General features: G+C 53.3%; 24 protein-coding genes and 1 pseudogene. 3 read left to right on the plus strand and 22 right to left on the minus strand.

Going from position 1 to position 26,030, the window contains the following annotated elements; all coding sequences use genetic code 11:
* The first annotated feature begins 7 nt into the window (after positions 1 to 7).
* Complete coding sequence (locus EDM57_RS00675; RefSeq protein WP_122902857.1) at positions 8 to 799, plus strand: DUF3298 and DUF4163 domain-containing protein; 792 nt, start codon at positions 8 to 10, stop codon at positions 797 to 799.
* Between the two features lie 73 nt (positions 800 to 872).
* Here the strand turns inward: EDM57_RS00675 and spoIIR are convergent, their stop codons facing one another.
* The 14 genes from spoIIR to EDM57_RS00745 all read right to left on the minus strand — a co-directional run bounded on the left by spoIIR (position 873) and on the right by EDM57_RS00745 (position 13,487).
* The gene (gene spoIIR / locus EDM57_RS00680) at positions 873 to 1,649 is read right to left on the minus strand and encodes a stage II sporulation protein R (RefSeq protein ID WP_122902858.1); all 777 of its coding nucleotides are present in this window, start codon (positions 1,647 to 1,649) and stop codon (positions 873 to 875) included.
* A gap of 141 nt (positions 1,650 to 1,790) precedes the next feature.
* Positions 1,791 to 2,681 carry a peptide chain release factor N(5)-glutamine methyltransferase gene (gene prmC / locus EDM57_RS00685; RefSeq protein WP_122902859.1) on the minus strand — a complete coding sequence of 297 codons (891 nt, stop codon included), beginning with the start codon at positions 2,679 to 2,681 and terminating at the stop codon, positions 1,791 to 1,793.
* The gene (gene prfA, locus EDM57_RS00690) at positions 2,665 to 3,741 is read right to left on the minus strand and encodes a peptide chain release factor 1 (protein ID WP_122902860.1); all 1,077 of its coding nucleotides are present in this window, start codon (positions 3,739 to 3,741) and stop codon (positions 2,665 to 2,667) included. The genes prmC and prfA overlap by 17 nt, the downstream gene beginning before the upstream one ends.
* Before the next feature lie 170 nt (positions 3,742 to 3,911).
* Positions 3,912 to 4,403, minus strand: coding sequence for a sporulation protein (locus tag EDM57_RS00695; protein ID WP_122902861.1), 492 nt, complete (start codon positions 4,401 to 4,403; stop codon positions 3,912 to 3,914).
* A 100-nt stretch (positions 4,404 to 4,503) separates the two neighbouring features.
* Positions 4,504 to 5,079 (minus strand): thymidine kinase, encoded by a 576-nt coding sequence (locus EDM57_RS00700; protein ID WP_122902948.1) that lies wholly within the window; start codon positions 5,077 to 5,079, stop codon positions 4,504 to 4,506.
* Positions 5,080 to 5,185: 106 nt separating this feature from the next.
* On the minus strand, positions 5,186 to 5,386 hold the full coding sequence (gene rpmE, locus EDM57_RS00705; RefSeq protein ID WP_122902862.1) for a 50S ribosomal protein L31: 201 nt from the start codon (positions 5,384 to 5,386) through the stop codon (positions 5,186 to 5,188).
* Positions 5,387 to 5,492: 106 nt separating this feature from the next.
* The gene (locus tag EDM57_RS00710) at positions 5,493 to 6,758 is read right to left on the minus strand and encodes a radical SAM family protein (protein ID WP_122902863.1); all 1,266 of its coding nucleotides are present in this window, start codon (positions 6,756 to 6,758) and stop codon (positions 5,493 to 5,495) included.
* 70 nt (positions 6,759 to 6,828) lie between these two features.
* Positions 6,829 to 7,731: a M23 family metallopeptidase gene (locus tag EDM57_RS00715; protein ID WP_122902864.1), complete on the minus strand. Its 903-nt coding sequence runs from the start codon at positions 7,729 to 7,731 to the stop codon at positions 6,829 to 6,831.
* 69 nt (positions 7,732 to 7,800) lie between these two features.
* Positions 7,801 to 9,081 carry a transcription termination factor Rho gene (gene rho, locus EDM57_RS00720; RefSeq protein ID WP_122902865.1) on the minus strand — a complete coding sequence of 427 codons (1,281 nt, stop codon included), beginning with the start codon at positions 9,079 to 9,081 and terminating at the stop codon, positions 7,801 to 7,803.
* A 59-nt stretch (positions 9,082 to 9,140) separates the two neighbouring features.
* On the minus strand, positions 9,141 to 10,103 hold the full coding sequence (glpX, locus tag EDM57_RS00725; protein ID WP_122902866.1) for a class II fructose-bisphosphatase: 963 nt from the start codon (positions 10,101 to 10,103) through the stop codon (positions 9,141 to 9,143).
* A 28-nt stretch (positions 10,104 to 10,131) separates the two neighbouring features.
* A complete protein-coding gene (locus tag EDM57_RS00730) occupies positions 10,132 to 11,415 on the minus strand; it encodes a UDP-N-acetylglucosamine 1-carboxyvinyltransferase (protein ID WP_122902867.1) in 1,284 nt (427 codons plus the stop codon).
* A gap of 79 nt (positions 11,416 to 11,494) precedes the next feature.
* On the minus strand, positions 11,495 to 12,139 hold the full coding sequence (fsa, locus tag EDM57_RS00735) for a fructose-6-phosphate aldolase (protein ID WP_122902868.1): 645 nt from the start codon (positions 12,137 to 12,139) through the stop codon (positions 11,495 to 11,497).
* A gap of 14 nt (positions 12,140 to 12,153) precedes the next feature.
* Entirely contained in the window at positions 12,154 to 13,008 is an 855-nt protein-coding gene (fba, locus tag EDM57_RS00740) for a class II fructose-1,6-bisphosphate aldolase (protein ID WP_122902869.1), read from the minus strand.
* Between the two features lie 104 nt (positions 13,009 to 13,112).
* The gene (locus EDM57_RS00745) at positions 13,113 to 13,487 is read right to left on the minus strand and encodes a response regulator (RefSeq protein WP_122902870.1); all 375 of its coding nucleotides are present in this window, start codon (positions 13,485 to 13,487) and stop codon (positions 13,113 to 13,115) included.
* 169 nt (positions 13,488 to 13,656) lie between these two features.
* Here EDM57_RS00745 and EDM57_RS00750 point away from each other — a divergent pair, with 169 nt between their 5' ends.
* Both EDM57_RS00750 and EDM57_RS24145 read left to right on the plus strand, forming a co-directional pair.
* Positions 13,657 to 14,451, plus strand: coding sequence for a lipid II flippase Amj family protein (locus EDM57_RS00750; protein WP_122902871.1), 795 nt, complete (start codon positions 13,657 to 13,659; stop codon positions 14,449 to 14,451).
* A gap of 7 nt (positions 14,452 to 14,458) precedes the next feature.
* Positions 14,459 to 14,548, plus strand: a pseudogene (locus EDM57_RS24145) (hypothetical protein); the annotation flags it as partial.
* On the opposite strand, the gene EDM57_RS00755 reads toward EDM57_RS24145, so the two are convergent.
* The 8 genes from EDM57_RS00755 to EDM57_RS00790 all read right to left on the minus strand — a co-directional run bounded on the left by EDM57_RS00755 (position 14,520) and on the right by EDM57_RS00790 (position 26,029).
* Positions 14,520 to 16,121, minus strand: coding sequence for a CTP synthase (locus EDM57_RS00755; RefSeq protein WP_122902872.1), 1,602 nt, complete (start codon positions 16,119 to 16,121; stop codon positions 14,520 to 14,522). The pseudogene EDM57_RS24145 and the gene EDM57_RS00755 sit on opposite strands and share 29 nt — an antisense overlap.
* Before the next feature lie 206 nt (positions 16,122 to 16,327).
* On the minus strand, positions 16,328 to 16,882 hold the full coding sequence (rpoE, locus tag EDM57_RS00760) for a DNA-directed RNA polymerase subunit delta (RefSeq protein WP_122902873.1): 555 nt from the start codon (positions 16,880 to 16,882) through the stop codon (positions 16,328 to 16,330).
* Positions 16,883 to 17,164: 282 nt separating this feature from the next.
* Entirely contained in the window at positions 17,165 to 18,694 is a 1,530-nt protein-coding gene (gene ahpF, locus EDM57_RS00765; RefSeq protein WP_122902874.1) for an alkyl hydroperoxide reductase subunit F, read from the minus strand.
* A 12-nt stretch (positions 18,695 to 18,706) separates the two neighbouring features.
* Positions 18,707 to 19,270 carry an alkyl hydroperoxide reductase subunit C gene (gene ahpC, locus EDM57_RS00770; protein WP_122902875.1) on the minus strand — a complete coding sequence of 188 codons (564 nt, stop codon included), beginning with the start codon at positions 19,268 to 19,270 and terminating at the stop codon, positions 18,707 to 18,709.
* A gap of 277 nt (positions 19,271 to 19,547) precedes the next feature.
* A complete protein-coding gene (icmF, locus tag EDM57_RS00775; RefSeq protein WP_122902876.1) occupies positions 19,548 to 22,799 on the minus strand; it encodes a fused isobutyryl-CoA mutase/GTPase IcmF in 3,252 nt (1,083 codons plus the stop codon).
* Between the two features lie 34 nt (positions 22,800 to 22,833).
* Positions 22,834 to 23,466, minus strand: coding sequence for a TetR/AcrR family transcriptional regulator (locus tag EDM57_RS00780; protein ID WP_122902877.1), 633 nt, complete (start codon positions 23,464 to 23,466; stop codon positions 22,834 to 22,836).
* A 206-nt stretch (positions 23,467 to 23,672) separates the two neighbouring features.
* Positions 23,673 to 24,815 (minus strand): acyl-CoA dehydrogenase, encoded by a 1,143-nt coding sequence (locus tag EDM57_RS00785; protein WP_122902878.1) that lies wholly within the window; start codon positions 24,813 to 24,815, stop codon positions 23,673 to 23,675.
* Between the two features lie 71 nt (positions 24,816 to 24,886).
* A complete protein-coding gene (locus EDM57_RS00790; RefSeq protein WP_122902879.1) occupies positions 24,887 to 26,029 on the minus strand; it encodes an acyl-CoA dehydrogenase in 1,143 nt (380 codons plus the stop codon).
* Position 26,030 lies beyond the last annotated feature (1 nt).

Here is a 26,030-nt window from a genome sequence, read left to right on the forward strand (position 1 = left end):
AATGAACATGACATTGTTGAAATCCGTTACTTCCAGCCTGCTCGGCACAGCCGTATTGCTGACCGCCGCTACTGCCCCCGTCCTGGCAGCTTCTCCTACTGCGGCCAAGCCTGTGCCTGCCGTACAAGCACAAAAGCCGCAAGCAACCGGAGTGGTGTTCACCCCAAAAGTGATGTCCGTCAGCACAAAAGAGTTCGAGGGCAAAGTGACGATCCCGGTCATTAGCGGATTGAAGGATAAAGCGTTTGAAGCCAAACTGAACGCCGATCTGCTGAAAGAAGCACAAACAGGTCTTGCCGAAGGCCAAAAAGCAGGCAAGCAGGATGCAGCAGAAGCAAAAAAATACGGCTGGGAGCCGCGCCCGCACGCACTCGATATTTCCTATGAAGTACACCAGGCAGGCAAGCTCGTGTCTTTCTCCATCCAGACATACGTCTATACTGGCGGAGCGCATGGCATGACCAACGTCACCTACTATACGATCGACAACCAGGACAAAGCAAAAAGGCTCAAGCTCGCCGACCTGTTCCAGTCCGGCTACGACTACCGCAGCATTATCAACCAGCTCATCCGCCAGCAAATCAAGGAACGAACCGCAGCGGACGGCTACAATCCGTACAGCTTTGAGAGCATTACAGACGACCAGGGCTTCTCGTTTGAAAACGGCAATCTCGTCATTCATTTCGGACAGTACGAAATTGCTCCGTATGCGGCAGGAATGCCTTCCTTCACCATCCCTGCCCATCGCTTCCACAGCCTGCTGAAGCCGGAGATTCTCGCTGCCCTGACTCAAAAATAAGCCTTTTTCCACCCAAAACGACACCTGCGCCATGACAGCGGGGTGTCGTTTTTTTGCGGATTGATGGTAAGGCTCAGGAGAACCAGCTTTCAAGCTTTTCCCACAGGTAGAAGCGCACCTGTACTTGCGGCGCAGGGGCTGCCTGCTCGACCACTGCCTGTTCCGCACGGGAAACACCCGCAGCCTGATCGTCACGGTTTGCAGCGTCCTCGCTTTCCAGACGGTCTTGCCGCCATTCTTTTTGCTCTGCGACTTCCTGATCGAGCTTCCATACAGCAGCGGCGGACGTCTGCTCCAGATCGGTCACTGGCTGCCTCTGCTCTGTTTGGGTCCTTGCCGCTGGTTCTGCCGCCTGTACGGCATCTCCGTTTGCCATGTCGATAAAGCAGAGCGGCGGAAACAGCACGCACCACCAGTTTTGCCCTTTTGCCTCGCCGATTTGCACCCGCAGCGCCTGGTAGTTGCCAGCCGGATACACGTAAGAACCGTACAGCTTGGTCGGAAAAGGCACTTGCCCGTAATCGACGACGGCTTGATAGGAAAAGCCGCGTTCACGGATCGTTTTATCCACCACTTCTTGCAAAACGGGCAACTGGGACGCGACCAATTGCTCGGCTTCCTCAAACGACTTGATGTCTTCCGCCCACGTGTTCATCTGGGCGATCAGCGCATCGCGCACTTCTCGCTTGAGCCACTGATCCTGTACTGAGTCGCTGTTGGCGATAATGCGCAGGCGAATCGATTCCTGAGGGATCGGCCCGTTATCGAGTACATTGGCCGAAGTAAGCTGTCCCTCCCAGCACATCATAAGCATAAACAAGCTGAACGCGATCAGTAACATCCTTTTCATCACAAACCGTCTCCCTCTCTACTGAGTCTTCCAAACCTTTTCTCTCTATAGCCTCAGTATGGACAAGGAGCCGGAAATCCAAACCCAAAAGCACAAACATTCATACAATTTTAGCGAAAAAAAGGCGAGACGCCCGGGCCGTTACCGCCTTACGCCGATAACAACCCGCTCGATTCCCGCCAAATCCGGTACGATCCACACCTGCTCGATGACGCCGGATGCCCGCATCAAAGCTGCCACATCACGCGCCTGATGAATGCCTACCTCGAAAGCGACGACCGCCTGCTCCTTGAGCAGAGCTGGCAGCGCCTCGCACAGACGGCGATAGCAATCCAGCCCGTCGTCCCCGCCGTCCAATGCGAGCCGCGGCTCATGCAGACGAACCTCTTCGTCCAGCTCGTCGACATCCCGGCTCGGAATATACGGCGGATTGGAGACGAGAATATCCACCTTCTCCCCTGCTGCAAGCAACGGCTGGACCAGATCGCCTTGCAAAAAGCGCACGGCGGCGCCCAGGCGTTCCGCGTTTTCCCGCGCAACCGCTATCGCATCCGGCGACAAATCAACCGTCGTCACCTGCCAATGCGGTTTCTCCAGGGCAAGCGTGATGCAGATCGCTCCGCTGCCCGTCCCGATGTCCGCCACGGCGAGCGCTTCGTTTTCCGGCCAAATATCCGCTGCCGCAATCAGTACCTGCTCGACGAGTATTTCCGTCTCCGGCCGGGGGATCAAGACTCCTGGCCGCACCGTGAAGGCACGCCCGAAAAACTCCTGCTCGCCAAACATGTACTGCAACGGCTCGTGCCTGCTGCGGCGCTGGCATAGCTCGTCCAGCTTCGCCAGTGTCTCGGCTAAGATCGGCTCTGCCATCGAGATCAAATAGCGCGTGCGGTCCCAGCCCAGGCAGTGGCGAATCATCAGCTCCGCCTCGAACAGCGGGTCCTTTGCCCCTTTTTCCCGCAAAAAGGAAGAAGCCCGTACCTGGGCTTCTCGAATCGTCGTGACATCAGACCAATCAAGCTGTGTGTGCATGGCTTTTCAGCAGCTCCGTCTGCTCATGCAAAATCAGGTTGTCGATCACTTCATCCAGATCGCCTTCCAGTACCGCTTCCAGACGGTGCAGGGTCAGACCGATGCGGTGGTCGGTCACGCGGCTTTGCGGATAGTTGTACGTGCGGATGCGCTCGCTGCGGTCACCGGTACCGACCAGGCTTTTGCGCGTAGCATCTGCTTCCGCATTTTGCTGTTGCATGTAGTAGTCGTACAGACGCGCGCGGAGTACACGCAGCGCTTTGTCTTTGTTGGAGTGCTGGGACTTTTCATCCTGACAGGATACCACGATCCCGGTCGGAATGTGTGTCACGCGAACGGCAGACTTGGTTGTGTTGACGCTCTGTCCGCCAGCACCGCTGGAGCAGAACGTATCGATGCGAATGTCTTTTTCGTGTACTTCCACTTCCACATCTTCCGCCTCTGGCAGTACCAGTACGGTAGCCGTAGAAGTGTGGATGCGCCCGCCGGATTCGGTCGCCGGGATGCGCTGTACGCGGTGTGCGCCGCTTTCGAACTTCATTTTGCTGTAAGCGCCGCGACCGGACAGTGAGAAGACGATTTCCTTGTAGCCGCCAATATCTGTCGGGCTTGCTTCCAGCACCTCGACTTTAAAGCCGTGACGCTCGGCAAAACGGGTGTACATGCGGAACAGGACAGCCGCAAACAGAGCTGCTTCATCGCCGCCCGCTGCCCCGCGCACCTCCACGATCACGTTTTTCTCGTCGTTCGGATCTTTTGGCAGCAACAGGATTTTCAGACGTTCTTCCAACTTTTCCTTGCGCTCAGTGAGTTCGCTGATTTCAAGCTTGACCATTTCACGCATTTCATCGTCGAGCTTTTCTTCCAGCATCGCTTTGGCATCATCCATTTGGCTTACAACTGATTTATATTCACGGTAGGTCGTCACTGTTTCTTCCAATGAAGCCTGTTCCTTGGACAGCTCACGCAAGCGTTTTGTGTCGCTGATGACGTCGGGGTCACATAGGAGATTCGTTACTTCTTCAAAACGCTCTTCAACTGCGGATAAGCGTGCAAACATTGTACTTCACCCCATCGCAAAGAATACTAAGAACGATTATAACAGATAAATTATAGGAGGAAAGCGAAGATAAGTCAAAGCGCATTATTGCAATGGAATTTTGTTCTTTTTTCGATGCAAAACAGGCCCGGCAATGCCGAGCCTTGTCATCCCCGTTTTCGCGTCACCTGTCAACGGTGAAAGCCTTCATTAGAGGTAACGTGGAAATCATAGCGCGGGATTTTTTGCCGGAGAAGAGAGATCACCTGTTGCTCCACCGCTCGCGCCTGACTCGCCGTAATGTTATGCACAAGGTCAAGAGTAACATATGCATTGCCGCCATTCAGTGTGATACGGGCGTCTTCAACTCCTTTTACCGACTTCGCCATCATTTCCATGTTGTTCATGTCGATTTGCGTATTGCGCACATTGGACTGGCCAATGATGAGGTTCGGATTCTGGTTGCGCCCCATCAACGTGTCGCGATCCACCGCAGGCGAAGCAGGCCGATGGAGAATATCTCCGCTGCGCTCGCCTCTGATCGCCGCCGGATGCTGCCCGTCCATCGCCTGTGTATTGGTCCCTTTCTCCTGAGCTGCGTTTTGGCCACACCCGACAGTCAAGGCTGAGGAAAGGACGAGCATGCCCAGCACTGTCAGCGAGTATTTTCCAAAAGGCTTCATTCGCACGAAAAAGCCACCTCCTGTTTTGCTTAGTCTGCGCATCGCCTTTCAGGCTCATGCACACCTGCATAAAGGGGTGGCTTTTTCCTGCTGATTTTGGTCAGCGATTGGCCGGGGGATGGTAGTAATGTCTGCGACAGACACTGCTGTACGTGTCGTTGCCAGCGATTTCAATCGTCTCTCCGGTGTAGACAGGTTGTCCGTTCTTGAATTTGAGGATATGCGTCGCTTTTTTGTTGCAGTACACGCACACGGTCTTGATTTCTTCCACCTTGTCCGCTTCGCAGAGCAAAGCGGCACTGCCGGGGAAAAGCTCGTTCTTGAAGTTTTTCAGCAAGCCGTAGACGATGACGGGAATGCCCAACTGATCGACAATCGCCACCAGTTGATCCACATGATGGCGGCTGATGAACTGCGCCTCGTCCAGCAGTACGCAGTGCGGCTTTACAGGCTCTGCTGCCACAATTTCGTACATATTCGTCTCTTCGCTGATCGGAATCGCCTCTCGGCTGATGCCTACCCGCGAAGCTACTTTTCCCACCCCGTACCGGTCATCGACGGCTGGCGTGAACACTACTACTTTTTTACCCGATTGCTCATAGTTGTGAGCGACAGTCAGCAACTGAATGGATTTGGAGGCATTCATCGCCCCGTAACGAAAATATAATTGTGCCACGTCTCCATCTCCCTTTGCCTCAAGCGAATTCATTTTTCCTGCACATGCCCCGGAAAAAGACAAAACCAGGCAGATCGCTCTACCTGGTTGCTCCAATCCTGTCTGATTAGGACAGATTGTATTTGCGTTTGAAACGGTCTACACGGCCGCCAGCATCTACGAATTTTTGTTTTCCGGTGAAGAAAGGATGGCAGTTGGAGCAGATCTCCACTCTCAGCGCCTGTTTCACGGAACCGGATTCAAATTCGTTACCGCATGCACATGTAACGGTTACTACATTGTACTGTGGATGAATACCTTGTTTCATCGCGCTACACCTCTTTTCGCCCTGAATCGTTTGCCGAAACAGAGTTATATAAACACACATACAAGATAGTAGCATGCTGTCAGCCGAAATGCAACAGGTTGCCTGCTCAGTCCTTATTTTTCCTGCGGCGCAGCTCTGCTGGCGGTATGTGCGTAAACGATCCGATCACCACATCCGGCAGCTCCTCCTGATAGATTTCAATCGCCTGCTTCATGCCGAAGACTTCGCCCTGCGCTTTTGGTATCATCGCCAGATAGCTTTCCGGATCAATGTTCAGGTTGCGCAGCTGAATCAGCTTGATGCCTGTGCGGCGGATGAAGTTAATCATCGCTTCCATTTCTTCTTCGCGGTCAAAAACACCCGGGAAGCACAAGTAGTTGATCGAGGTGTACACGCCCTTGGAGGCCGCGTATTCCGCAGATCGCGCTACGTTTTCCAGCGTGTAGTTGCGCGGGCGGTAGTAGGCATTGTAATGCTCGTCAATTGCGCTGATGATGCTGATGCGCATCAAATCCAGCCCGGCATCGACAATTCCTTTGATATGGTCGGTCAAGCCTGCGTTTGTATTGATGTTGATATAGCCCATGTCGGTCGTCGCCCGCACACGACGCATCGCCGGAACGATGATCCCGGCCATGGTCGACGGCTCGCCTTCACAGCCCTGCCCGAAGCTGATAATGCTCTCCGGCGTCTGCAAATGGTGCAGCATGACCTCCACCAGCTCGTCCTCTGTCGGCTTGAAATTCATCCGCGTCTGCGGGGACGGGAATCCACTGTCGTCTGGTTGCTCGGAAATACAGCCGTAGCAACCGGCATTACAGGTGTAGGATACAGGCAGGCTGCCTTCCCAGCGGTTGAAAAAGTTATTGGAGGCAGTCAAGCACTCGTACTCCAGGGCACAGTGCGACAAGTGTCTCAAGATCCGGTTGTTCGGGAACAGCTCCAACGTCTTTTCCACTCGCTGGCGCAGCTCATCCATCGGGAAATTCAGCGGGTCCCACTTGTAGATGTCGTCGCTCGCTCTGCCTGCTACCCAAAAGCGGTCGTCTTTCCAAACGACTGCCGAATACCCGAACAGCGGCAGCTTGCTTTCCTTGTTTGTTTTTACATAACCTGGAAGCAAGAGTCGGGTAATCCCTTGCGGAACGAGCGCCCCGACCGCTGTACAGCCGTCCAGCTTAATCATTTCACCCGTTTCCGGGTCCATCCCGATCGGCACTGTATCCGGCAGGCTGACCAGCGTCGCCCCTTCCGGCAGCGGGATCAGTTCTTCTTCCAGAATTTCTGTCAATATATCGCCGTTGCGCGCCACCGCGAACAATCCCGGGTGGTCGTAAACATTGCCCTTTTCATCTGCGTACACTAAATACATGGGAAAATCGCCTCGCTTCTTTGCTTTGCCCATTGTAACGCATTGAAAAAGCAATGTAAATTGTGCAGGGTTATCTGCCAAGATACGGGAGCGGGTTTACCGGCACATCGTCCTGCCTGACTTCAAAATGCAGGTGATACCCGGTGGAGTCGCCTGTCTGGCCCATGTATCCGAGTATGTCGCCCGCCTCTACGCTCTGGCCGGGCGTGACCACAATCGTGCGCATATGGGCGTAAAAGGTTTGCAGGCCGTCTCCGTGGTCCAGGACGACCATGCGCCCGTACCCGGACCGATTGGCTCCCGCCTCGACCACCTTCCCTGCCTTCGCTGCCAAAATCGGCGTTTTGGCTTCCTGCTCGTTCCACAAATCTACGCCTTTGTGCATTTTGCCCCAGCGTGTTCCAAAGCCGCTTGTAATCGTCGCTTTTTCCACAGGCCAATCCAATCGGCCGCGAATCCGCGCCACGGCCTGCCTGCTTGCCGCCTGGGCTGTGTTTCGCTTTTGCTGCAGCTCCTCTGCCTGCATCGGCGGCCCTCCGGTAACAGGGATGTACACAACCTGTCCGACGTACAGGTTGTCCGACAGCCATTTCAAAAGCGGGTTGCGTTCCAGGAGCAGTTCGCGACTGACTCCGTATCTTCTCGCAATGTAATCGAGTGTTTCACCCCGTTTGACCATATGTGCCACTTCGTCTTTGGCAATAATCAGCTTCATTCCGACGGAAAGCAGGTGCGGATTGCTGATTTTGTTTGTCTCCACCAGCTTTTTCAGCGTAAGGCCGTAGCGCTCGGCAATTCCGGAAAGAGTGTCGCCCTGGCGCACTGCGTACACCATCGTATTGCTTTTGGCAGCAGGCGCTTGCTTTGTCAAACTCGCGTACGGATTGAACGCCTGAAACAACGCTTGCTCCACGACAGCCTTTTTCACTTCCGCGTGGCTCTCGATGGGCACGGGAACCTGCACGTACTCCACTGACTCTCTCCTCCCTCTCTTCCAACTCTCCTTACGGTATGCAAAACGGGCAAAAAAAATGACGGCGAGTCATGAGCTCACCGTCGTACCTGCCGTTTTCCCCCGGCCTTGCTGCTTGCTTTCCAGGGTCTGCAAAAATTCTTCGTTTGTTTTCGTGTCCGCCAGCTTTTTGATGAACGAATCGACAAAATCACTCGTTTCGTTCATGTTTTTGCGGATCATCCACAGCTTATCCAGTTCTTCTTTGGTCAGCAGCATTTCTTCGCGGCGCGTTCCCGAACGGCGAATGTCGATCGCCGGGAAGATCCGGCGCTCTGCCAGCTTGCGATCCAGATGCAGCTCCATGTTCCCCGTTCCCTTGAACTCCTCGTAGATCACATCGTCCATGCGCGAGCCGGTTTCGACCAGAGCCGTAGCCAGGATCGTCAGGCTGCCGCCCTCTTCGATGTTGCGCGCCGAACCGAAAAAGCGTTTCGGACGGTGAAACGCCGCCGGATCGATACCGCCAGACAACGTCCGGCCGCTCGGAGGAATGACCAGGTTGTAGGCGCGAGCGAGACGGGTAATCGAATCGAGCAGGATGACGACATCCTTTTTGTGCTCAACCAGACGCTTAGCCCGCTCCAATACAAGCTCAGCCACCTTGATGTGATTCTCCGGCAATTCGTCAAACGTGGAGGCGACAACCTCTCCTTTGACAGAACGCTGCATATCCGTAACCTCTTCCGGACGCTCGTCGATGAGCAGCACAAACAGATGAATATCCGGTCGGCTTTCCGTAATACTGTTGGCAATCTCTTTCAGGAGCATGGTTTTTCCCGCTTTTGGCGGAGCGACAATCAATCCACGTTGTCCCAGTCCAACAGGGGCAATAAGATCCATCAGGCGGGTGGAAACACGCTCAGGAGCAGTCTCCAGCACAAGCTTGGTTTGAGGATATAGCGGTGTTAGGGCGGGGTAGTGAAGACGCTCTGAAGCAGCCTCCGGGTCTTCTCCGTTCACTGCTTCCACTTGCAACAGTCCAAAATAACGCTCGTTTTCCTTGGGAGGTCTGGCCTTGCCTGACACCACATCCCCCATGCGCAAATCAAAACGGCGAATCTGCGACTGGGAGATGTAGATGTCTTCCGAGCTGGGGAGATAGTTAATCGGACGGAGGAAGCCGTAGCCCTCCGGCAAGATTTCCAGCACTCCTTCCATAAACATCAGGCCATCCCGCTCCGCCCGTGCCCGAAGGATCGCGAAGATCAATTCCTTCTTCTTCAGCTGGGCGTAGTACGGGATATGATACTCCTTGGCCAGCTTATAGAGATCGGTCAGTTTCTTCTCTTCTAGTTCAGAAAGTAACATACGTCCACCACTCTTTTTTTACTCTTGGAAATCATGTTTAAACCGAGTTGTTCGTTTTCCTACAAACCGAGTGACGGTTTGCGTTCCAGGCGGTGGTTTCCTTCAATGAAGCGTACCGTCCCCGTTTTTGCCCGCATGACGACAGAGTGGGTAGTCGCACGAGTTCCCTGGAAGCGAACCCCTTTCAACAATTCCCCGTCTGTTACGCCCGTTGCCGCAAAAATGGCATCGTCGCCCTTGACCAAATCATCCATAAACAGCACCTGGTGCGGGTTGCTAAGACCCATCTGGACACAACGCTGGATTTCTTCTTCGTTTTGCGGCAACAGCTTGCCCTGAATTTCCCCGCCAAGGCATTTCAATGCAACTGCAGCCAATACACCTTCTGGCGCTCCACCGGAGCCGAACAAAATGTCTACACCTGTATCCGGGAATGCCGTGTTGATCGCAGCCGCCACGTCCCCGTCGGAAATGAGGCGAATGCGGGCACCGGCTTCACGAATCTCGTGAATGATGCGGGAATGGCGATCCCGATCAAGCACGATCGCTACCAGGTCGCTGATGTCTTTGCCCTGTGCCGCCGCAACAGCTTTCAGGTTGTCGCGAATGGGCGCGTTGATGTCGACCTTGCCCACCGCTTTTGGCCCTACTGCCATTTTTTCCATATACATGTCCGGAGCATGCAGCAAATTTCCACGGTCCGCAATGGCAATCACAGAAATGGCGCCCCATGTACCTTTTGCCAGGATATTCGTTCCTTCCAGCGGGTCGACAGCCACGTCTACTGCCGGCGCTACCCCTTGGCCGAGACGCTCGCCGATATAGAGCATCGGCGCTTCATCCATTTCGCCTTCTCCGATCACGACTACGCCATCCATCGGCACTTTTTCAAATTCCTTGCGCATCGCGGTCGTCGCCGCGTCGTCGGCCTCATCTTTGCGCCCAAGTCCCATCCAACGGGCGGAAGCCAAAGCAGCCGCTTCAGTTACACGTACCAGTTCAAGTGTTAAACTGCGTTCCATTCTGGAAGACTCCTCTCCTGATGATTGGTTAACGCTGTGGGCTTTCCGTATGCTGCAAGCCTACCCGCGTCACGTCGGCACCCAGCATTTGCAGCTTGCCCACCAAATTCTCATAGCCGCGGTCAATGTGTTCCAGACCTTCCAGTTCTGTCGTGCCGTTTGTCGCCAGCCCTGCGATAAAAAGCGCTGCGCCGGCCCGCAGATCGGAAGCTACCACCTTGGCTCCGTTCAGCTTGCTTCCGCCTTCGATGACAGCGGAGCGTCCCTCTACCTTGAGCGTCGCTCCCATGCGCCGCAATTCATCTACATGACGAAAACGCGAGCTGTAAATGTTGTCCGTCACGATGCTCGATCCTTTGGCAAGGGTAAGCAGCGTCGTGATCGGCTGCTGCAAATCAGTAGGAAAACCAGGATACGGACTCGTTTTCACATCAATCGGGCGATAGGAATCCCGCCCGATCACCTGAATGCAGTCATCCATCTCCACCACTTCCGCGCCAATCTCGCGCAGCTTGGCAGTCAGCGACTCCAGGTGCTTGGGGATCACGTTTTCAACCAGTACATTGCCGTTTGTCGCCGCTGCCGCAATCATGTACGTCCCGGCCTCAATCCGGTCAGGAATAATGGTATGGCGACAGCCGCGCAGACGCTCCACGCCCTGGATGCGAATGACATCCGTTCCAGCGCCTTTGATGTTTGCTCCCATATTGTTGAGCAGTGTCGCCACATCGACGATCTCTGGCTCACGGGCAGCGTTTTCAATGATGGTCACGCCGTCTGCCCTGGAGGCAGCGAGCATGATGTTAATCGTAGCTCCGACGCTGACGAGGTCGAGGTAAATTCTCGCGCCCTTTAGACGACCTTGCTTGGCGCGGATGGTCATTACCCCGTTTTTGTTCTCGACCTCGGCCCCCATCGCCTCAAAGCCTTTGATATGCAAATCGACTGGTCTTGGGCCAAGATCGCAGCCGCCAGGCAGTCCGACCTGTGCCTCGCCGAACTTGGCGAGCAAGGCCCCCCACAAATAGTAAGAGGCGCGCAGCTTTTTAATCTTGCCGTTTGGCATGAGCATCAGCTTCATCGAGCGCCCGTCGATTTCCATCCAGTCATCTTCGAACAGTACGTCAGCTCCCATTTCCTTCAGAAGCCCGTGGTAAATTTCTACATCCTGAATACGGGGCAGATTTTCAATCACTACAGGTCCATCTGCCAGCAACGCGGCTGGAATCAGTGCGACTGCGCTGTTTTTGGCTCCGCTGATGGTTACCGTCCCCGCGAGCGGTTTTCCACCATTGATAATCAGCTTATCCATGCATCGCTCTCCTCAGGTGTAATCGGGAAAGAAGCACCTTCCCCAATGGAAAAGGTGCTTGAACTCTCGGTACTTGTCCTTATTTTTGCATGCTTGCCCAGTCAGCGAGGAATTTCTCCAGGCCGCTGTCTGTCAGCGGATGGGCAATCAGCTGCTTGAACACTTTTGCCGGAATGGTCGCGAAGTGTGCACCACGGCGAGCAGCTTCTGTCACATGCACAGGGTGACGAACAGATGCTGCGATGATTTCGGTTTCGATGCCATGCACAGAGAAAATCTCTGCAATGTCTTCGATCAACTGCATGCCGTCGTGTCCAATATCGTCAAGGCGTCCCAGGAACGGGGACACGAAGCTGGCTCCGGCACGCGCCGCGAGCAGCGCCTGGTTTGCGGAAAACACCAGCGTGACATTTGTTCTGATTTTGCGCTTGGCAAAATACTTGGTCGCCTTCAAACCTTCGGCAGTCATCGGCAGCTTGATGACGATGTTTTTCGAGAGGGAAGCGAGCTTTTCGCCCTCTTCGATCATGCCTTTTGCATCCGTGCTGATGACTTCGGCGCTGATCGGACCGTCAACGATGTCGATGATTTCCTTCAATGTCTCGATGAAGTCGCGGCCTTCCTTGGCAACCAGGGAAGGATTCGTGGTTACTCCGGCCAGGACTCCCCACTCGTGAATCTCGCGAATTTCTTCAACGTTAGCTGTATCAATCAAAAAACGCATGATTAGCCTCCTAGTTACGCGCGGTTGCTGCTGCCGAACAGACGCATTTTTCCTTTGACAACTTCCTTGATCGCGTCGCGAGCAGGGCCCAGGTATTTGCGCGGGTCGATTTCGTTCGGCTTCGCAGCCAGCACTTTGCGAACCGTTTCGGTGCATGCGACTTGGCTTTCGGTATTTACGTTGATTTTTCCGACACCCAGGCGGATCGATTCTACAATCGCTTCGTCCGGTACACCGGAACCACCGTGCAGAACGATTGGCGCTCCAATGTTGCTTGCTACTTTTTCGATGATGTCGTAGCGGATTTTTGGCACGCCTTTGTACATGCCGTGAGCTGTTCCCACTGCAATCGCCAGGTAGTCTACTTTTGTTTCTTCCCAGAAGCGGATTGCTTCCTCAGGGTTTGCCAGCGTAGCATCTTCCTCGTCAACAGACAGGTCGTCCTCTACCCCGCCGATGGTACCGAGCTCACCTTCTACAGAAACGCCAACAGCGTGAGCAGCCTCAACAACCTGTTTGGTCAAGCGAAGGTTATCTTCAAACGAATGATGGGAACCATCGAACATGACAGAAGAAAATCCTGCGCGAATGCACTTCATGACAATATCAAAGTTGCTGCCATGATCGAGGTGCAGGGCAACCGGTACTCCTGCGCGCTCAGCCGCCGCTTTTGCAATGGCTACCGTGTAATCCAGTCCCATGTATTTGAGTGCTCCCTCGGAAACACCAAAAATCACAGGCGATTTTTCTTCCATCGCAGCTTCCGTAATCGCTTGCGTAAACTCCAGATTGTTCAGGTTAAATTGTCCGACGGCGTATTTATGCAATTTGACGTCTTCGGTAAAAGCGGTCATAGGTACCAATGGCATCTGGTAAATCCTCCTCTGCTAGCTTCAAATCACGAGGCTTATTATATCACAGACAGGCGTTTGTTAACAGGTACGCTTATCCCCACGTATACGTTGCCAAAAGACTAGCAGGCCAGTTGCTGCTGTACGGCCATTCGCAGTTCGTCGATGTCAAACGGCTTGGTAAAATGGGTCAACGCTCCCAGTTGGGTCGCTTCCTTAATCATGTCCAGTTCTCCGTAAGCGGTCATCATGATGACCTTGATGTCCTGATTGATCTTTTTAATGTGCTTCAAAATCTCAATGCCGTCCATGCCTGGAATCTTCATGTCGAGAATGACCAGATCAGGCGATTCTTTTTCTACAATTTCCAGGGCCATTTTCCCGTTTGCTGCCTGGAAGGTTTTGTAGCCTTCCTTTCCCAGCACTTCATACAACAAAATGCGAATGCCATACTGGTCATCGACAACCAGCACCTTTTTATCTTGTTTGTCGAACACGGTTAGTCCCCCTTGACGAATCGTTTCCTTAACCTAATGAAAAAGTTTTCGCCTAAAATCAGGAAACTCCTGCACATTTTACGTATTTACTGTTGAAAATTTCTCGTTATGTCCATTTCGATTATAATAGGGATACTATTTTTGCATCATGCAAGGAGCTAACAAACATATGGATGCGCTCTGGTTGATCTGCCTGTTGACGTTTATTATCCATACGACAGAGACACTTTCCTATGCGATTCGCTTCGCAGGAGTCAAGACCGGGAGAATCGCCGTCGCCCTGTCGCTCGTCGGCGTCACGCTGCTGCTCTCCCGCACCTCCAACCTGATTCAGGGGCCGTTCACCGGGGGGCTGATGGATCAAGCCGCCATCCTGCACACAGACCCCAGCTGGCAGCTGCATGTGATTATAGCAGCTTCCTCTGTCGGCACACTGGCGGCCATCCTGCTGTTTCCCTCGTTTGTCCAAATTTCCAGTCGAGTCATCTCGCATCTCGAACTGGCCGGCTCGATTCCGCAGATGCTGCGCACAGCCGTCACCATTGACAGCATCCGCCGCGTTCGCCACCACTTGCGAATCCCAAGCTGGCAAGCCATCTCCCGCTTTCGCATCAAAGGCATCCCGAAGCGCCTCCTGCTGCTCAATTGCCTGGGAACAGCCATTTACACGAGCAGCGTACTCTCCGTGCTCTACGCGACACTGCTGGTCCCTGAATACAAGGCAACCGTGCTGATGTCCTCCGGCATGATTAACGGCTTCGCCACGATTTTCATGACGATTCTCGTAGACCCGCAGGTGGCCCTGTTGACCGAAAAAGCCATGCAGGGAAAAGCGACGCAGGAATCGATTCGGGACATGTATTTGTGGCTGATGATTTCCCGTTTTTGCGGGACGCTTCTCGCCCAGTTCCTGCTCGTTCCGGCAGCCTACTGGGTAGCCTGGCTGTCTCCGCTTTTTCACTGAAAAAGGCAGGAAACGAAACAAGACGCACCGACGGCGGTTTCAGTCGCCGGTGCGTCTTGCTGTGTCGCTTATTTTTTCAGGTTCAGGGAAGCTTTGACAAACTCACGGAACAATGGCTGCGGACGGTTCGGACGGGAAGTGAACTCCGGATGGAACTGGGTAGCCACAAACCAAGGGTGGTCTGGCACTTCCACGATTTCCACCAGACGTCCGTCCGGGGTCGTACCCGCAAAGCGCAGGCCCAGTTGCGCCAATTGCTCGCGATATTCGTTATTGAATTCATAACGATGACGATGACGCTCGTAAACGAGTGTGCTGCCGTATGCAGCTTCGGTCAGCGTGCCAGGTTCCACTTTGGAAGGACCGATGCCAAGGCGCATGGTTCCGCCTTTGTCCTCGATTTCTTTTTGTTCCGGCAAAAGGTCGATGACCGGATAAGCGGTATTCGGGTCGATCTCGGAGCTGTTCGCGCCGTCCAATCCTGCCACGTGGCGGGCAAACTCGATAACCGCAATTTGCATACCAAGGCAGATGCCCAAAAATGGCACTTTGTTTTCACGAGCATAGCGCGTAGCGATAATTTTGCCTTCGATACCGCGATCGCCGAAGCCGCCTGGAACGAGAATGCCGTTTACATCGCCCAGCAGTTCGCCTACGTTTTCCGGCGTCACTTCTTCTGCGTGCACCCATTTGATTTCCACTTTGGAATCATTCGCAAAACCGCCATGGTACAGCGCTTCTGCTACGGACAAATACGCGTCGTGCAGCTCCACGTATTTCCCGACAATCGCGATTGTAGTTGTCTTGGACAGGTTCTTGATTTTATTTACCAGCGACTTCCACTCGGTCATGTCCGCTTCCTGACAAGTCAGGCCGAGGTGGCGGCAAACGTACTCGTCCAGACCTTGTGCTTGCAGTTGCAGCGGTACATCGTAGAGAGTTTCCGCATCTACGCACTCTACCACTGCGTTTTTGTCGATGTCACAGAACAGCGCCAGCTTGTCCTTCATTTCCTGGGTCATTGGCTGTTCGGTACGAGTCACGATCACTGTTGGCTGAATGCCCAGGCTGCGCAGTTCCTTCACGCTGTGCTGGGTCGGCTTTGTCTTCATCTCGCCTGCTGCCTTGATGTAAGGAACCAGCGTCACGTGAATGTACATGACGTTTTCGCGGCCAATATCGCTCTTGATTTGACGGATCGCTTCGAGGAACGGCAAGCTTTCGATGTCCCCTACTGTTCCGCCGATTTCGGTGATAACCACATCTGCCCCGGTTTCACGGCCAGCGCGGAAAATCCGGTCTTTAATCTCGTTCGTGATGTGCGGGATCACCTGAACGGTTCCTCCCAAATAATCTCCGCGACGTTCTTTGGCGATGACGGTCGAATAGATTTTCCCGGTCGTTACGTTAGAGTTGGCGCTCAGGTTGATGTCGATGAAACGCTCGTAGTGCCCCAAGTCCAGATCTGTTTCCGCTCCATCGTCCGTGACGAACACTTCCCCGTGCTGATACGGGCTCATTGTTCCTGGGTCTACGTTGATGTATGGATCGCATTTCTGGATGGTTACTTTCAAGCCCCTATTTTTCAGGAGTCGGCCCAGAGAAGCCGCTGTAATTCCTTTTCCCAACGAGGATACGACCCCGCCTGTCACAAAAATATACTTCGTCATCGTAAACGTCCCCTCTTTCCCTAACCCTTTGGTAGTAGTAAAAAACGTATGAAGACGGCTCCCAAAAAAAAGAAAAACAAAAGCGAGTCCTATCCCTTTTGGCAATGGGGTAGGGGCACTTTTGTTTTATAGTTTCCCTTATTTAATCCTTCTTCATGTGAAGCCCAAGGAGTATTTTATCTGTCCGTCAGGCGGAAGTCAAGGACTTAAACGTCATCCTCTTCATCTTCCAGATCTTCGTCAACTTCCTCGTCTTCGAGCTCCTCGTCGAACAGGTCGTCTTCCTCGTCTTCGAGTTCTTCTTCGTCAATTTCAGCATCAATCTCATCATCATCAATATCTGCGTCATCAACGAATTCTTCTTCGTCTTCGAAAATGACCACGTCGTCATCCTCGTAGTCTTCCACACTTTCGTCTTCGGTATCGTAATCGTCGAAGTCGTCGTCCAGGATAACTTTCTTCTTCTTGGTTCCGCCGCCTTCCTGAGTTTCTTCAACGGTGTCAGTCGGATACCAGCGTTTCAGTCCCCACACGTTGTCTCCAAGGCACACAAAACGGCCGTCAATATTAATCTCAGTGTATACTTGCGCGATGATAGCCATGAGTTGTTCGTTTGTCATGTTACGAACGATAGCCAGTTCATCCATCAGCTCGCGGAAGTTGTATGTGCGATTGGTTTCACGCAAAATTTCATACGCAATATCAACCAACGCCATCTCGCTCAGTTTCTCGGGATCAATATGCGCAAACAATTGACTCACCCAGGGCACGTCCTTTCCATTAGAAAACTATTGGCTTCAATACCGACCTCGCCCTTTGCTGGGGGACGCAGGCTTTGCTTAGGCAACTCATAAATAATGTCGATGGCCTCCGTTATACATCGTACAACATACGAAGGCTAACATACAGTATTCCTTATTTTAGACGAAAATGCAAGGCTTTCAAACAAGAGAAGGTCCATTAATTGCAGACGATCACCTGACCGTTCAAAAAGAAAGCCGCCTCGCTACCATATGGATAGCAAAGCGGCTCTTTTTTGTTCATTAGTTTCGGATTAGATAATCAAATGCACCCAGGGCTGCTGTTGCACCTGATCCCATCGAAATAATGATCTGCTTGTACGGACTGTTCGTGCAGTCGCCGGCAGCAAATACACCAGGGACGGAAGTGGCACCGTGTTTATCGACGATGATCTCGCCCATTTTGTTGCGTTCGACTGTATCTCCCAGCCAATCCGTATTGGGCACAAGACCAATCTGGACAAACACGCCTTCCAGTTCAATGTGGTGAACCGCTCCAGTCTCCCGGTCCTTGTAGGAAATTCCGTTTACCTTGTCGGTACCGGTGATTTCCGTCGTTTGTGCATTCGTAATAACCGTTACGTTTGGCAAGCTGCGCAGACGATCTTGCAAAACAGAGTCGGCTTTCAGCTCTGCAGCAAATTCAAGAACCGTGACGTGGTTGACAATGCCCGCGAGATCGATGGCTGCTTCCACGCCGGAGTTGCCGCCGCCAATGACGGCAACGCGTTTGCCGGCGAACAGCGGACCGTCACAGTGAGGGCAGTACGCCACGCCTTTGTTTTTGAATTCGGCCTCGCCAGGAACGCCTACATTGCGCCAGCGGGCACCTGTCGAAAGGATAACGGCCTTGCTCTTGAGAACAGCACCGTTTTCCAGTTCGATTTCGATCAAGTCCTTCTTCTCCAGACGCTTGGCACGCTGCAAATTCATGACATCGACATTGTACTCTTTGACATGCTCTTCCAGACTTGCTGCGAGTTTCGGACCTTCGGTGTATTTTACACTGATAAAGTTTTCAATACCCAGAGTGTCCATGATCTGACCGCCGAAGCGTTCAGCTACAATACCGGTGCGAATGCCTTTGCGCGCCGCGTAGATGGCAGCACTTGCTCCAGATGGGCCCCCGCCGATGACGAGCACATCGTATGGCTCTTTGTTCGCAAATTCGGATGCGTCCGGAGCCGATCCCAGCTTGGCGAGAATCTCTTCGAGCGACATCCGGCCGCTGCCGAACGATTCCCCGTTCAGGAAAACGGTTGGCACAGCCATGACGTTTTTGCTTTCGACTTCTTCTTTGAACGCAGCACCGTCAATCATAGTATGTGTAATACCAGGATTGAGAACACTCATCGCGTTCAGCGCTTGAACGACATCAGGACAATTGTGGCAGCTCAGGCTGACATATGTTTCAAAGTGATATTCGCCTTGCAGACTTTTCACTTGATCGATGATTTGCTGGTCGACCTTTGGCGGTCTACCGCTCACCTGCAGCAAAGCCAGCACCAAGGAAGTGAATTCATGCCCCAATGGTACGCCTGCAAAAGTTACTCCGGTATCTTCACCGACACGATTGACACTAAAGCTTGGTGTACGCTGCATGGAGGCTTCTTCAAGCTTGATTTTCTGCGACATGTTTGCCAGTTCTTCAAGGAGAAGCAGCATGTCACGGGAAACGCTATCGGAGCCTGCACTGTATTTCAGCAGCACTTCGCCTTCCATCAGCTGAAGATATTGCTCTAGTTGTGCTTTTATATCTGCGTCCAGTATCATTGATCCCACTCCTTAGATCTTGCCGACAAGATCAAGGCTTGGCTTCAGGGTAGCAGCACCTTCTTGCCATTTCGCAGGGCAAACTTCACCTGGATTGTTGCGCACGTATTGAGCGGCTTTCAGTTTGTTAACAATAACGCTTGCATCGCGACCGATGCCGCCTGCGTTGATTTCAATTGCCTGGATCACACCATCCGGGTCGATGATGAACGTACCGCGGTCAGCCAGTCCCTCTTCTTCAATCAGCACATCGAAGTTGCGGGAGATGGTGTGAGTTGGGTCGCCAATCATGGTGTAAGTGATTTTGCCGATTGTCTCGGAAGTATCGTGCCATGCTTTGTGAGTGAAGTGAGTATCTGTAGAAACGGAGTACACTTCAGCTCCCATGGATTTAAAGGTTTCGTAATGGTTTTGGAGATCTTCCAGCTCAGTCGGGCAAACGAATGTGAAGTCTGCCGGATAGAAGCAAACGATGCTCCATTTGCCTTTAAAGTCAGCTTCTGTCACTTCTACAAATTTACCGTCTTTGTAAGCTTGTGCTTTGAAAGGCAATACTTCTTTTCCGATAAGGGACATAGTGAACATCCTCCTACATGATTGTTTTCGAGAATTATTAAATGTAATAATTCTAACTTGATAACAATTATCATTCAAAACCTTCCATTTGTCAACCTCTTTTATAATAACTTTAATGTAAGAAGTTGCACCTACCATAGTCTTGAATATTTGACAGAAGAATATACGCGCTTACATCGCCCCGGTATTCACGGCAAAATGCTGTCCCATCCCTCAAGCCAACGGAAGGGGCCTCCCATAAAAGTAGCTGCGACTACTGGAGAGGCCCCTTTTTCGTTTACATATTTCGTCTGTACTGACCGCCTACCTCGTACAAAGCGGCACTGATCTGTCCAAGCGAAGCGACCTTCACTGTCTCCATCAGCTCGGCAAAAATGTTTTCGCCTGCCATCGCCACTTCCTGCAAACGACGCAAGGCTTGTGGCGCCAGGTGGCGGTTGCGCTCCTGGAAGGCGCGCAGGTTGTTGATCTGCTGTTCCTTTTCTTCCTCTGTCGCCCGCGCCAGCTCGATTTCGTAATCTTCCTCGGACGCGTTCGGGTTGATAAAGGTGTTTACACCGATGATCGGCAGTTCGCCGGTGTGCTTTTTCATTTCGTAGTACATCGACTCATCCTGGATTTTGCCGCGCTGATACTGCGTCTCCATCGCTCCCAGCACGCCGCCGCGCGAGCTGATTCGCTCAAACTCCTGCATGACGGCTTCTTCTACCAGATCGGTCAGCTCGTTGATGATGAACGAGCCTTGCAGCGGGTTCTCGTTTTTCGCGAGGCCCATTTCCTTGTTGATAATCATCTGGATCGCCATAGCCCGGCGCACAGAGTTCTCTGTCGGCGTCGTAATCGCCTCGTCGTAGGCATTGGTATGCAGAGAGTTGCAATTGTCGTAAATCGCGATCAGCGCTTGCAGCGTCGTCCGAATGTCGTTGAAATCCATCTCCTGCGCGTGCAGGGAACGTCCGGAAGTCTGGATATGGTATTTCAGCTTCTGGCTGCGCTCGTTGCCGCCATAGCGGTTTTTTATCACCGTCGCCCAGATGCGGCGAGCCACCCGGCCGATAACCGTATATTCCGGATCGAGTCCATTGGAGAAGAAGAACGACAGATTCGGCGCAAAATCGTCGATGTGCATGCCTCTGCTCAAGTAATACTCCACGTACGTAAAGCCGTTTGCCAGCGTAAACGCCAGCTGCGTGATCGGGTTTGCCCCCGCTTCCGCGATATGGTAGCCCGAAATGGACACAGAGTAGTAGTTGCGCACTTTATTGTCGATGAAATACTGCTGAATGTCGCCCATCATCCGCAGGGCAAACTCCGTCGAGAAAATGCACGTATTCTGCCCCTGGTCTTCTTTCAAAATGTCCGCCTGCACGGTTCCGCGAACAGTCGACAAGGTGTACGCCTTGATCTCTTTCGCTTCCTCTTCGGTCGGCTGACGGCCTTCCCGCTGGACAAACTTCTCGATCTGCTGCTCAATGGCGGTATTCATGAACATCGCCAAAATCATCGGTGCCGGACCGTTGATCGTCATCGACACAGATGTGCTTGGCGCGCACAGGTCGAAGCCTGCGTACAGCTTCTTCATGTCGTCCAGCGTGCAGATGCTCACTCCGCTCGTCCCGATTTTTCCGTAAATGTCCGGGCGGTAATCCGGGTCTTCGCCGTACAAGGTTACAGAGTCAAAAGCTGTACTGAGCCGCTTCGCCTCGTCGTTTTGCGAAAGGAAATGGAAGCGTCGGTTCGTGCGCTCAGGCGTGCCTTCGCCGGCAAACTGCCGCTTCGGATCTTCGCCCTCCCGCTTGAACGGGAACACGCCTGCTGTGTACGGGAATTCGCCCGGCACGTTTTCCTTCAGCGACCATTTCAAAATCTCGCCCCAGTCTTCGAAATCCGGCACCGCTACTTTCGGAATGCGTGTACCCGACAGCGATTCGGTGAACAGCTTCGTGACGATTTCCTTGTCGCGGATTTTCGTGACAAACTGGTCCTTCCGGTACGCTTCCTTGAGCTTTGGCCAGTTGTCGAGAATCCGGCGGCACTCGGGATGCAGCTTCTCCTCAAACAGCTTGATCTGCTTGTCGAGCACGGCAACCAGCTCTGTCGCTGCCTCTTCCTGCGCAGCGAGCAACGTCTCCTTGGCGCCGTGCAGCTGATACAGCTTGCGGGCGATGGCAGACTGTTCTTCGGTATACGCCCGGTATTGGCGGACTGTGTTGGCGATTTCCTGCAAGTAGTTGGTTCTTTCCGTCGGAATCAACGAAGTTTTATGAATTTTTACCGGAGTGGTATCCAGGTTCTCTACAGACCAATCCACGCCTGTCTTTTCTACAATTTTATGCATCAGAGCGGCAAACAGAACATTTGTCCCCGGATCGTTGAACTGGCTGGCAATCGTTCCGTACACAGGAACTTTTTCGTCAGGCAGATCAAACAGCTGATGGTTGCGGCGGTACTGCTTGCGCACCTCGCGCAACGCATCCTCCGAGCCTTTTCGCTCAAATTTGTTGATCGCGATCACGTCGGCAAAATCGAGCATGTCGATTTTTTCCAGCTGGGACGGCGCTCCGAACTCGCTGGTCATGACGTACATGGAAACGTCACACACTTCGGTCACTTGCGCATCGCCCTGACCGATCCCGCTCGTTTCTACGATGATGAAATCAAAATGAGCCGCACGAGTAACCTGGATCGCGTCCTTCAAAGCGGCAGACAGCTCCATGCCGGACTTTCTGGTAGCCAGACTGCGCATGTAAACGCGCGGGGTGTTGTTGGCATTCATGCGGATACGGTCGCCCAAAAGCGCTCCGCCCGTTTTTTGCTTGGACGGATCGACAGACAAAATCGCGACCGTCTTTTCCGGATAAAAGCGCAAAAATCGGCGTACAAGCTCATCCGTCAGCGAGCTTTTCCCCGCTCCCCCCGTGCCAGTGATGCCCAGCACCGGAATCGAGCTTTGCGCTTCCCGCACGCATTCCTTGAGCGGTTCCCGCCACTCCGGCTGTTCGACAGCATACTCCGCCACAGAGATCAGGCGGGCAATCGCCTGGTGATTTTGCTCGCGCAGGCCGGCCACTTCGTTTTCCAGTTGCTTGACTGTCGGAAAATCGCAGTGCCGAATCATGTCGTTAATCATGCCTTGTAAGCCCAGGCGTCTGCCGTCATCCGGCGAGTAAATTTTACAAACGCCGTATTCCTCCAGCTCCCGGATCTCGCGTGGAACGATGACCCCGCCACCGCCTCCGAAGACGCGGATATGCTCAGCTCCCCGTTCGCGCAAAAGATCAATCACGTATTTGAAAAATTCCACATGGCCGCCCTGGTAGGAGCTGATGGCAATGCCTTGCACATCCTCCTGAATGGCGGCGGTCACAATGTCATCGACAGAGCGGTTGTGTCCGAGATGGATCACTTCCACTCCCGAAGACTGCAAAATACGACGCATGATATTGATCGAGGCGTCGTGACCGTCGTACAAGCTGGCAGCGGTCACGAAGCGAACCTTGTTTTGCGGACGATACACTTCGGTTTCCATCGTTCCACTCTCCCCGAGAATCAATTAATGGACGTTAGCCGGAGACACTGACTTCCCGCAATAGCAGCGTAATCTGCTTCTCGGTGTACTCCTCCAACGTATAGTGCTTGTGCAGAGCCCAGCGGCGGAACACCCACATTTCACCCAACACCATGATATTGTCAGCCATCAGCTTGACATGCTTCTCATCGATGCGCAGCGAACCGTCGGCAATCCCTTTTCGCAGGATCTCCACAAAAATTTGCGCAATTTCCTCTTCACGTCCGAGAACGTAGCGAAGCGTTTCTTTCGGCAGCGACTTCGACTCCTGATAAATGAGCAGGACGCGGTCGCTCATCTGATCCATTACACGAATGAAGCTGCGAATCGCGAGCTTTAAAATTTTCAGACCTGTGCCGCTAAAATTGATCGCTTCGCGCAGGCGCGTCTCCATCTCGGCATGGATCGCATCGCATACGAGATAGAGTACGTCCTCTTTGGATTCAATATATTCGTACAAGGTTCCGATGCTGAACCCCGAGGCTCTGGCAATCTCCCTTGTCGTCGTCTTGTGAAAGCCTTTATTAATGAAGAGATGAACGGCAGCCTCAATAATTTGCTCCCGCCGTTTTTCAATCAGTTTCGGGTCCTTTACCAAGGACGGTATGGTTTTTCTCTTTTCGGACACAGCCAATCCACCTTTCCAACCGACTGAGCGTTTAGTCAGACACTTTCGGGAAAAGAAAGGAGCAAACGCTCTTCTTGTGTATCTTTTCGCACACCATTATACGCGAGGAAGAGCGTAAAGCCAAACCTTTCTTTTCCACAAATCTATCAAAAAATCTTTTTGCTTTCTTCTGGTTGGATTGATCGTGGCTGCTGGTTGGCGTCTTGCTATTCTTTTAGCAAATAGTTGCTGATGACGACACGCTGGATTTCATTTGTGCCCTCGTAGATTTGCGTGATTTTCGCATCGCGCATGAAGCGTTCCACAGGGTATTCGCGTGTGTAGCCGTAGCCGCCAAACACTTGCACCGCTTCGGTCGTAACCTCCATCGCAATATCGCCCGCGAAAACTTTGGACATGGCCGATGCTTTTCCGTAAGGCAGTCCCTGGTCTTCCAGCCATGCCGCCTGATAGGTGAGCAGGCGCGCCGCTTCGATTTTGGTCGCCATGTCAGCGAGCTTGAACTGGATTGCCTGCAAGGAAGCAATCGGCTTGCCGAACTGGTTGCGCTCTTTCGCGTAGTTCAGCGCGTGTTCGAATGCGCCCTGCGCGATTCCGAGTGCCTGGGCGGCGATTCCGTTGCGTCCGCCGTCCAGGGTCATCATCGCAATCTTGAAGCCTTGCCCTTCTTCACCCAGCCTGTTTTCTACCGGCACGCGCACATCTTCGAAATTGACAGCGAGTGTTGGCGAGGAACGGATGCCGAGCTTCTTCTCTTTTTTCCCCATCGTAAAGCCGTCCATGCCTTTTTCCACGATAAAAGCAGTGATCCCTTTGTGCTTCAGCTCTGGCTGGGTGACGGCAAAGACGATGTAGATTTCCGCTTCGCCCGCATTGGTAATGAAAATTTTGCTGCCGTTCAAAATGTAGTGATCGCCATCGCGCACCGCTGTTGTGCGCATTCCCGCCGAGTCGGAGCCGGAGCCTGGCTCAGTCAGACAGTAGGCTCCGATTTTTTTGCCCTCTGCGAGCGGACGCAGAAACTTTTGCTTCTGCTCCTCCGTGCCGAATTTGTAAATCGGCCAGCTGGCAAGCGAAACGTGCGCGGACAAGGTTACTCCGATTGACGCGTCCACACGGGAGAGCTCTTCTACTGCAATCACGTAGCTCAAGTAATCCGCGCCAGCGCCTCCGTATTTTTCCGGCCATGGGATGCCCGTCAGGCCAAGCTCGGCCATTTGCTCGAAAATGGATCGGTCGAAGCGCTCTTCCTCATCACGCTCGGCTGCTGTCGGAGCTACCTGGTTTTCTGCGAAGTCTCGGATCATTTTGCGCATCATGTCGTGTTCTTCCGTAAGCTGGAAATTCATATTTTTCACTCCCCCATGTGCTTTGCGCCGGTCCTTGTCAGGCCACAAGTCTGACGGGACGACAGGCTCTATTAATCAGCAAGCAAATGCTTGGCGATGACGATTCGTTGAATTTCGTTTGTACCTTCGTAAATTTGCGTGACCTTGGCGTCGCGGAACAGCCGCTCTACCGGATATTCCCGGGTGTAGCCGTAGCCGCCGAACACCTGGACTGCTTCTGTTGCCAGCTCCATGGCCGTGTCCGTTGCGAACCGCTTTGCCATGGATGCCTCCATGCCGCAGGAGATGCCTTGGCTGCGCAGCGACGCCGCGCGATACACGAGCAGTCTGGCCGCTTCCACCTTGGTCGCCATGTCTGCGAGCTTGAAGGCGATGGCTTGCTGCCTGGCGATTGGTTGGCCGAACTGCTTGCGCTCCTTGGCGTACTCTGTCGCGTATTGGACAGCAGCCTCGGCGATGCCCAGCGCCTGTGCGGCAATCCCGATGCGCCCCGTGTCCAGGTTGGCCATGGCGATCGTAAAGCCTTCTCCCTCCTGCCCCAGCAGATTGGCGGCAGGCACACGCGCGTTGTCGAATACAAGCTCGGTCGTGTAGGAGCCGTGCAGCCCCATCTTCTTTTCTTTTTTGCCGACGTGAAAGCCTGGCGTATCCTTTTCCACGATGAAGGCGGATATGCCCTTGGCGCCTTTCGCGGGATCGGTGACGGCAAACGTGATGTACGTATCGGCTTCGCCGCCGTTGGTGATAAACACCTTGTTGCCGTTCAGGATGTATTCATCGCCATTGCGCACAGCCGTCGTCCTGATGCTGCTCGCATCCGATCCGGCATGCGGCTCCGTCAGGGCAAAAGCGCCGAGATATTCGCCACTGGCGAGCTTTGGCACGTATTTGCGTTTCTGCTCGTCCGTTCCGAAGTACAGAATCGGATTTGTCCCGACAGAGGTGTGCACGGACAGGATCACGCCCACCGTTGCGCTCACCTTGGAAATCTCATGGATAGCCAAAATGTAGGAGACAAAATCGGCGCCGGCACCTCCCCATTCTTCCGGGACCGGAATGCCCATCAGGCCCATTTCGCCCATCTTTTTGATGACCTGACGGGGAAACTCATCCTTTTCTTCCATAACGGGAACAAATGGCGCAATCTCTTTTTGCGCAAAGTCGCGCACCATGCGACGCATCATTTCCTGTTCTTCATTCAACCTGAAATCCATG

This window comes from Brevibacillus gelatini, assembly GCF_003710935.1.
Lineage (GTDB): Bacteria > Bacillota > Bacilli > Brevibacillales > Brevibacillaceae > Brevibacillus > Brevibacillus gelatini.

What these genes read in the sequence shown, in the direction of transcription:
- rpmE (WP_122902862.1), bottom strand. Translation starts at nt 5,386, where the DNA reads ATGAAACAAGGTATTCATCCACAGTACAATGTAGTAACCGTTACATGT.
- EDM57_RS00730 (WP_122902867.1), bottom strand. Translation starts at nt 11,415, where the DNA reads ATGGATAAGCTGATTATCAATGGTGGAAAACCGCTCGCGGGGACGGTA.
- EDM57_RS00790 (WP_122902879.1), bottom strand. Translation starts at nt 26,029, where the DNA reads ATGGATTTCAGGTTGAATGAAGAACAGGAAATGATGCGTCGCATGGTG.
- EDM57_RS00675 (WP_122902857.1), top strand. Translation starts at nt 8, where the DNA reads ATGACATTGTTGAAATCCGTTACTTCCAGCCTGCTCGGCACAGCCGTA.
- glpX (WP_122902866.1), bottom strand. Translation starts at nt 10,103, where the DNA reads ATGGAACGCAGTTTAACACTTGAACTGGTACGTGTAACTGAAGCGGCT.
- ahpF (WP_122902874.1), bottom strand. Translation starts at nt 18,694, where the DNA reads ATGATACTGGACGCAGATATAAAAGCACAACTAGAGCAATATCTTCAG.
- EDM57_RS00785 (WP_122902878.1), bottom strand. Translation starts at nt 24,815, where the DNA reads ATGAATTTCCAGCTTACGGAAGAACACGACATGATGCGCAAAATGATC.
- EDM57_RS00750 (WP_122902871.1), top strand. Translation starts at nt 13,657, where the DNA reads ATGGATGCGCTCTGGTTGATCTGCCTGTTGACGTTTATTATCCATACG.
- ahpC (WP_122902875.1), bottom strand. Translation starts at nt 19,270, where the DNA reads ATGTCCCTTATCGGAAAAGAAGTATTGCCTTTCAAAGCACAAGCTTAC.
- EDM57_RS00710 (WP_122902863.1), bottom strand. Translation starts at nt 6,758, where the DNA reads ATGTATTTAGTGTACGCAGATGAAAAGGGCAATGTTTACGACCACCCG.
- fsa (WP_122902868.1), bottom strand. Translation starts at nt 12,139, where the DNA reads ATGCGTTTTTTGATTGATACAGCTAACGTTGAAGAAATTCGCGAGATT.
- rho (WP_122902865.1), bottom strand. Translation starts at nt 9,081, where the DNA reads ATGTTACTTTCTGAACTAGAAGAGAAGAAACTGACCGATCTCTATAAG.
- icmF (WP_122902876.1), bottom strand. Translation starts at nt 22,799, where the DNA reads ATGGAAACCGAAGTGTATCGTCCGCAAAACAAGGTTCGCTTCGTGACC.
- EDM57_RS00695 (WP_122902861.1), bottom strand. Translation starts at nt 4,403, where the DNA reads ATGAAGCCTTTTGGAAAATACTCGCTGACAGTGCTGGGCATGCTCGTC.
- prfA (WP_122902860.1), bottom strand. Translation starts at nt 3,741, where the DNA reads ATGTTTGCACGCTTATCCGCAGTTGAAGAGCGTTTTGAAGAAGTAACG.
- spoIIR (WP_122902858.1), bottom strand. Translation starts at nt 1,649, where the DNA reads ATGAAAAGGATGTTACTGATCGCGTTCAGCTTGTTTATGCTTATGATG.
- prmC (WP_122902859.1), bottom strand. Translation starts at nt 2,681, where the DNA reads ATGCACACACAGCTTGATTGGTCTGATGTCACGACGATTCGAGAAGCC.
- EDM57_RS00755 (WP_122902872.1), bottom strand. Translation starts at nt 16,121, where the DNA reads ATGACGAAGTATATTTTTGTGACAGGCGGGGTCGTATCCTCGTTGGGA.
- fba (WP_122902869.1), bottom strand. Translation starts at nt 13,008, where the DNA reads ATGCCATTGGTACCTATGACCGCTTTTACCGAAGACGTCAAATTGCAT.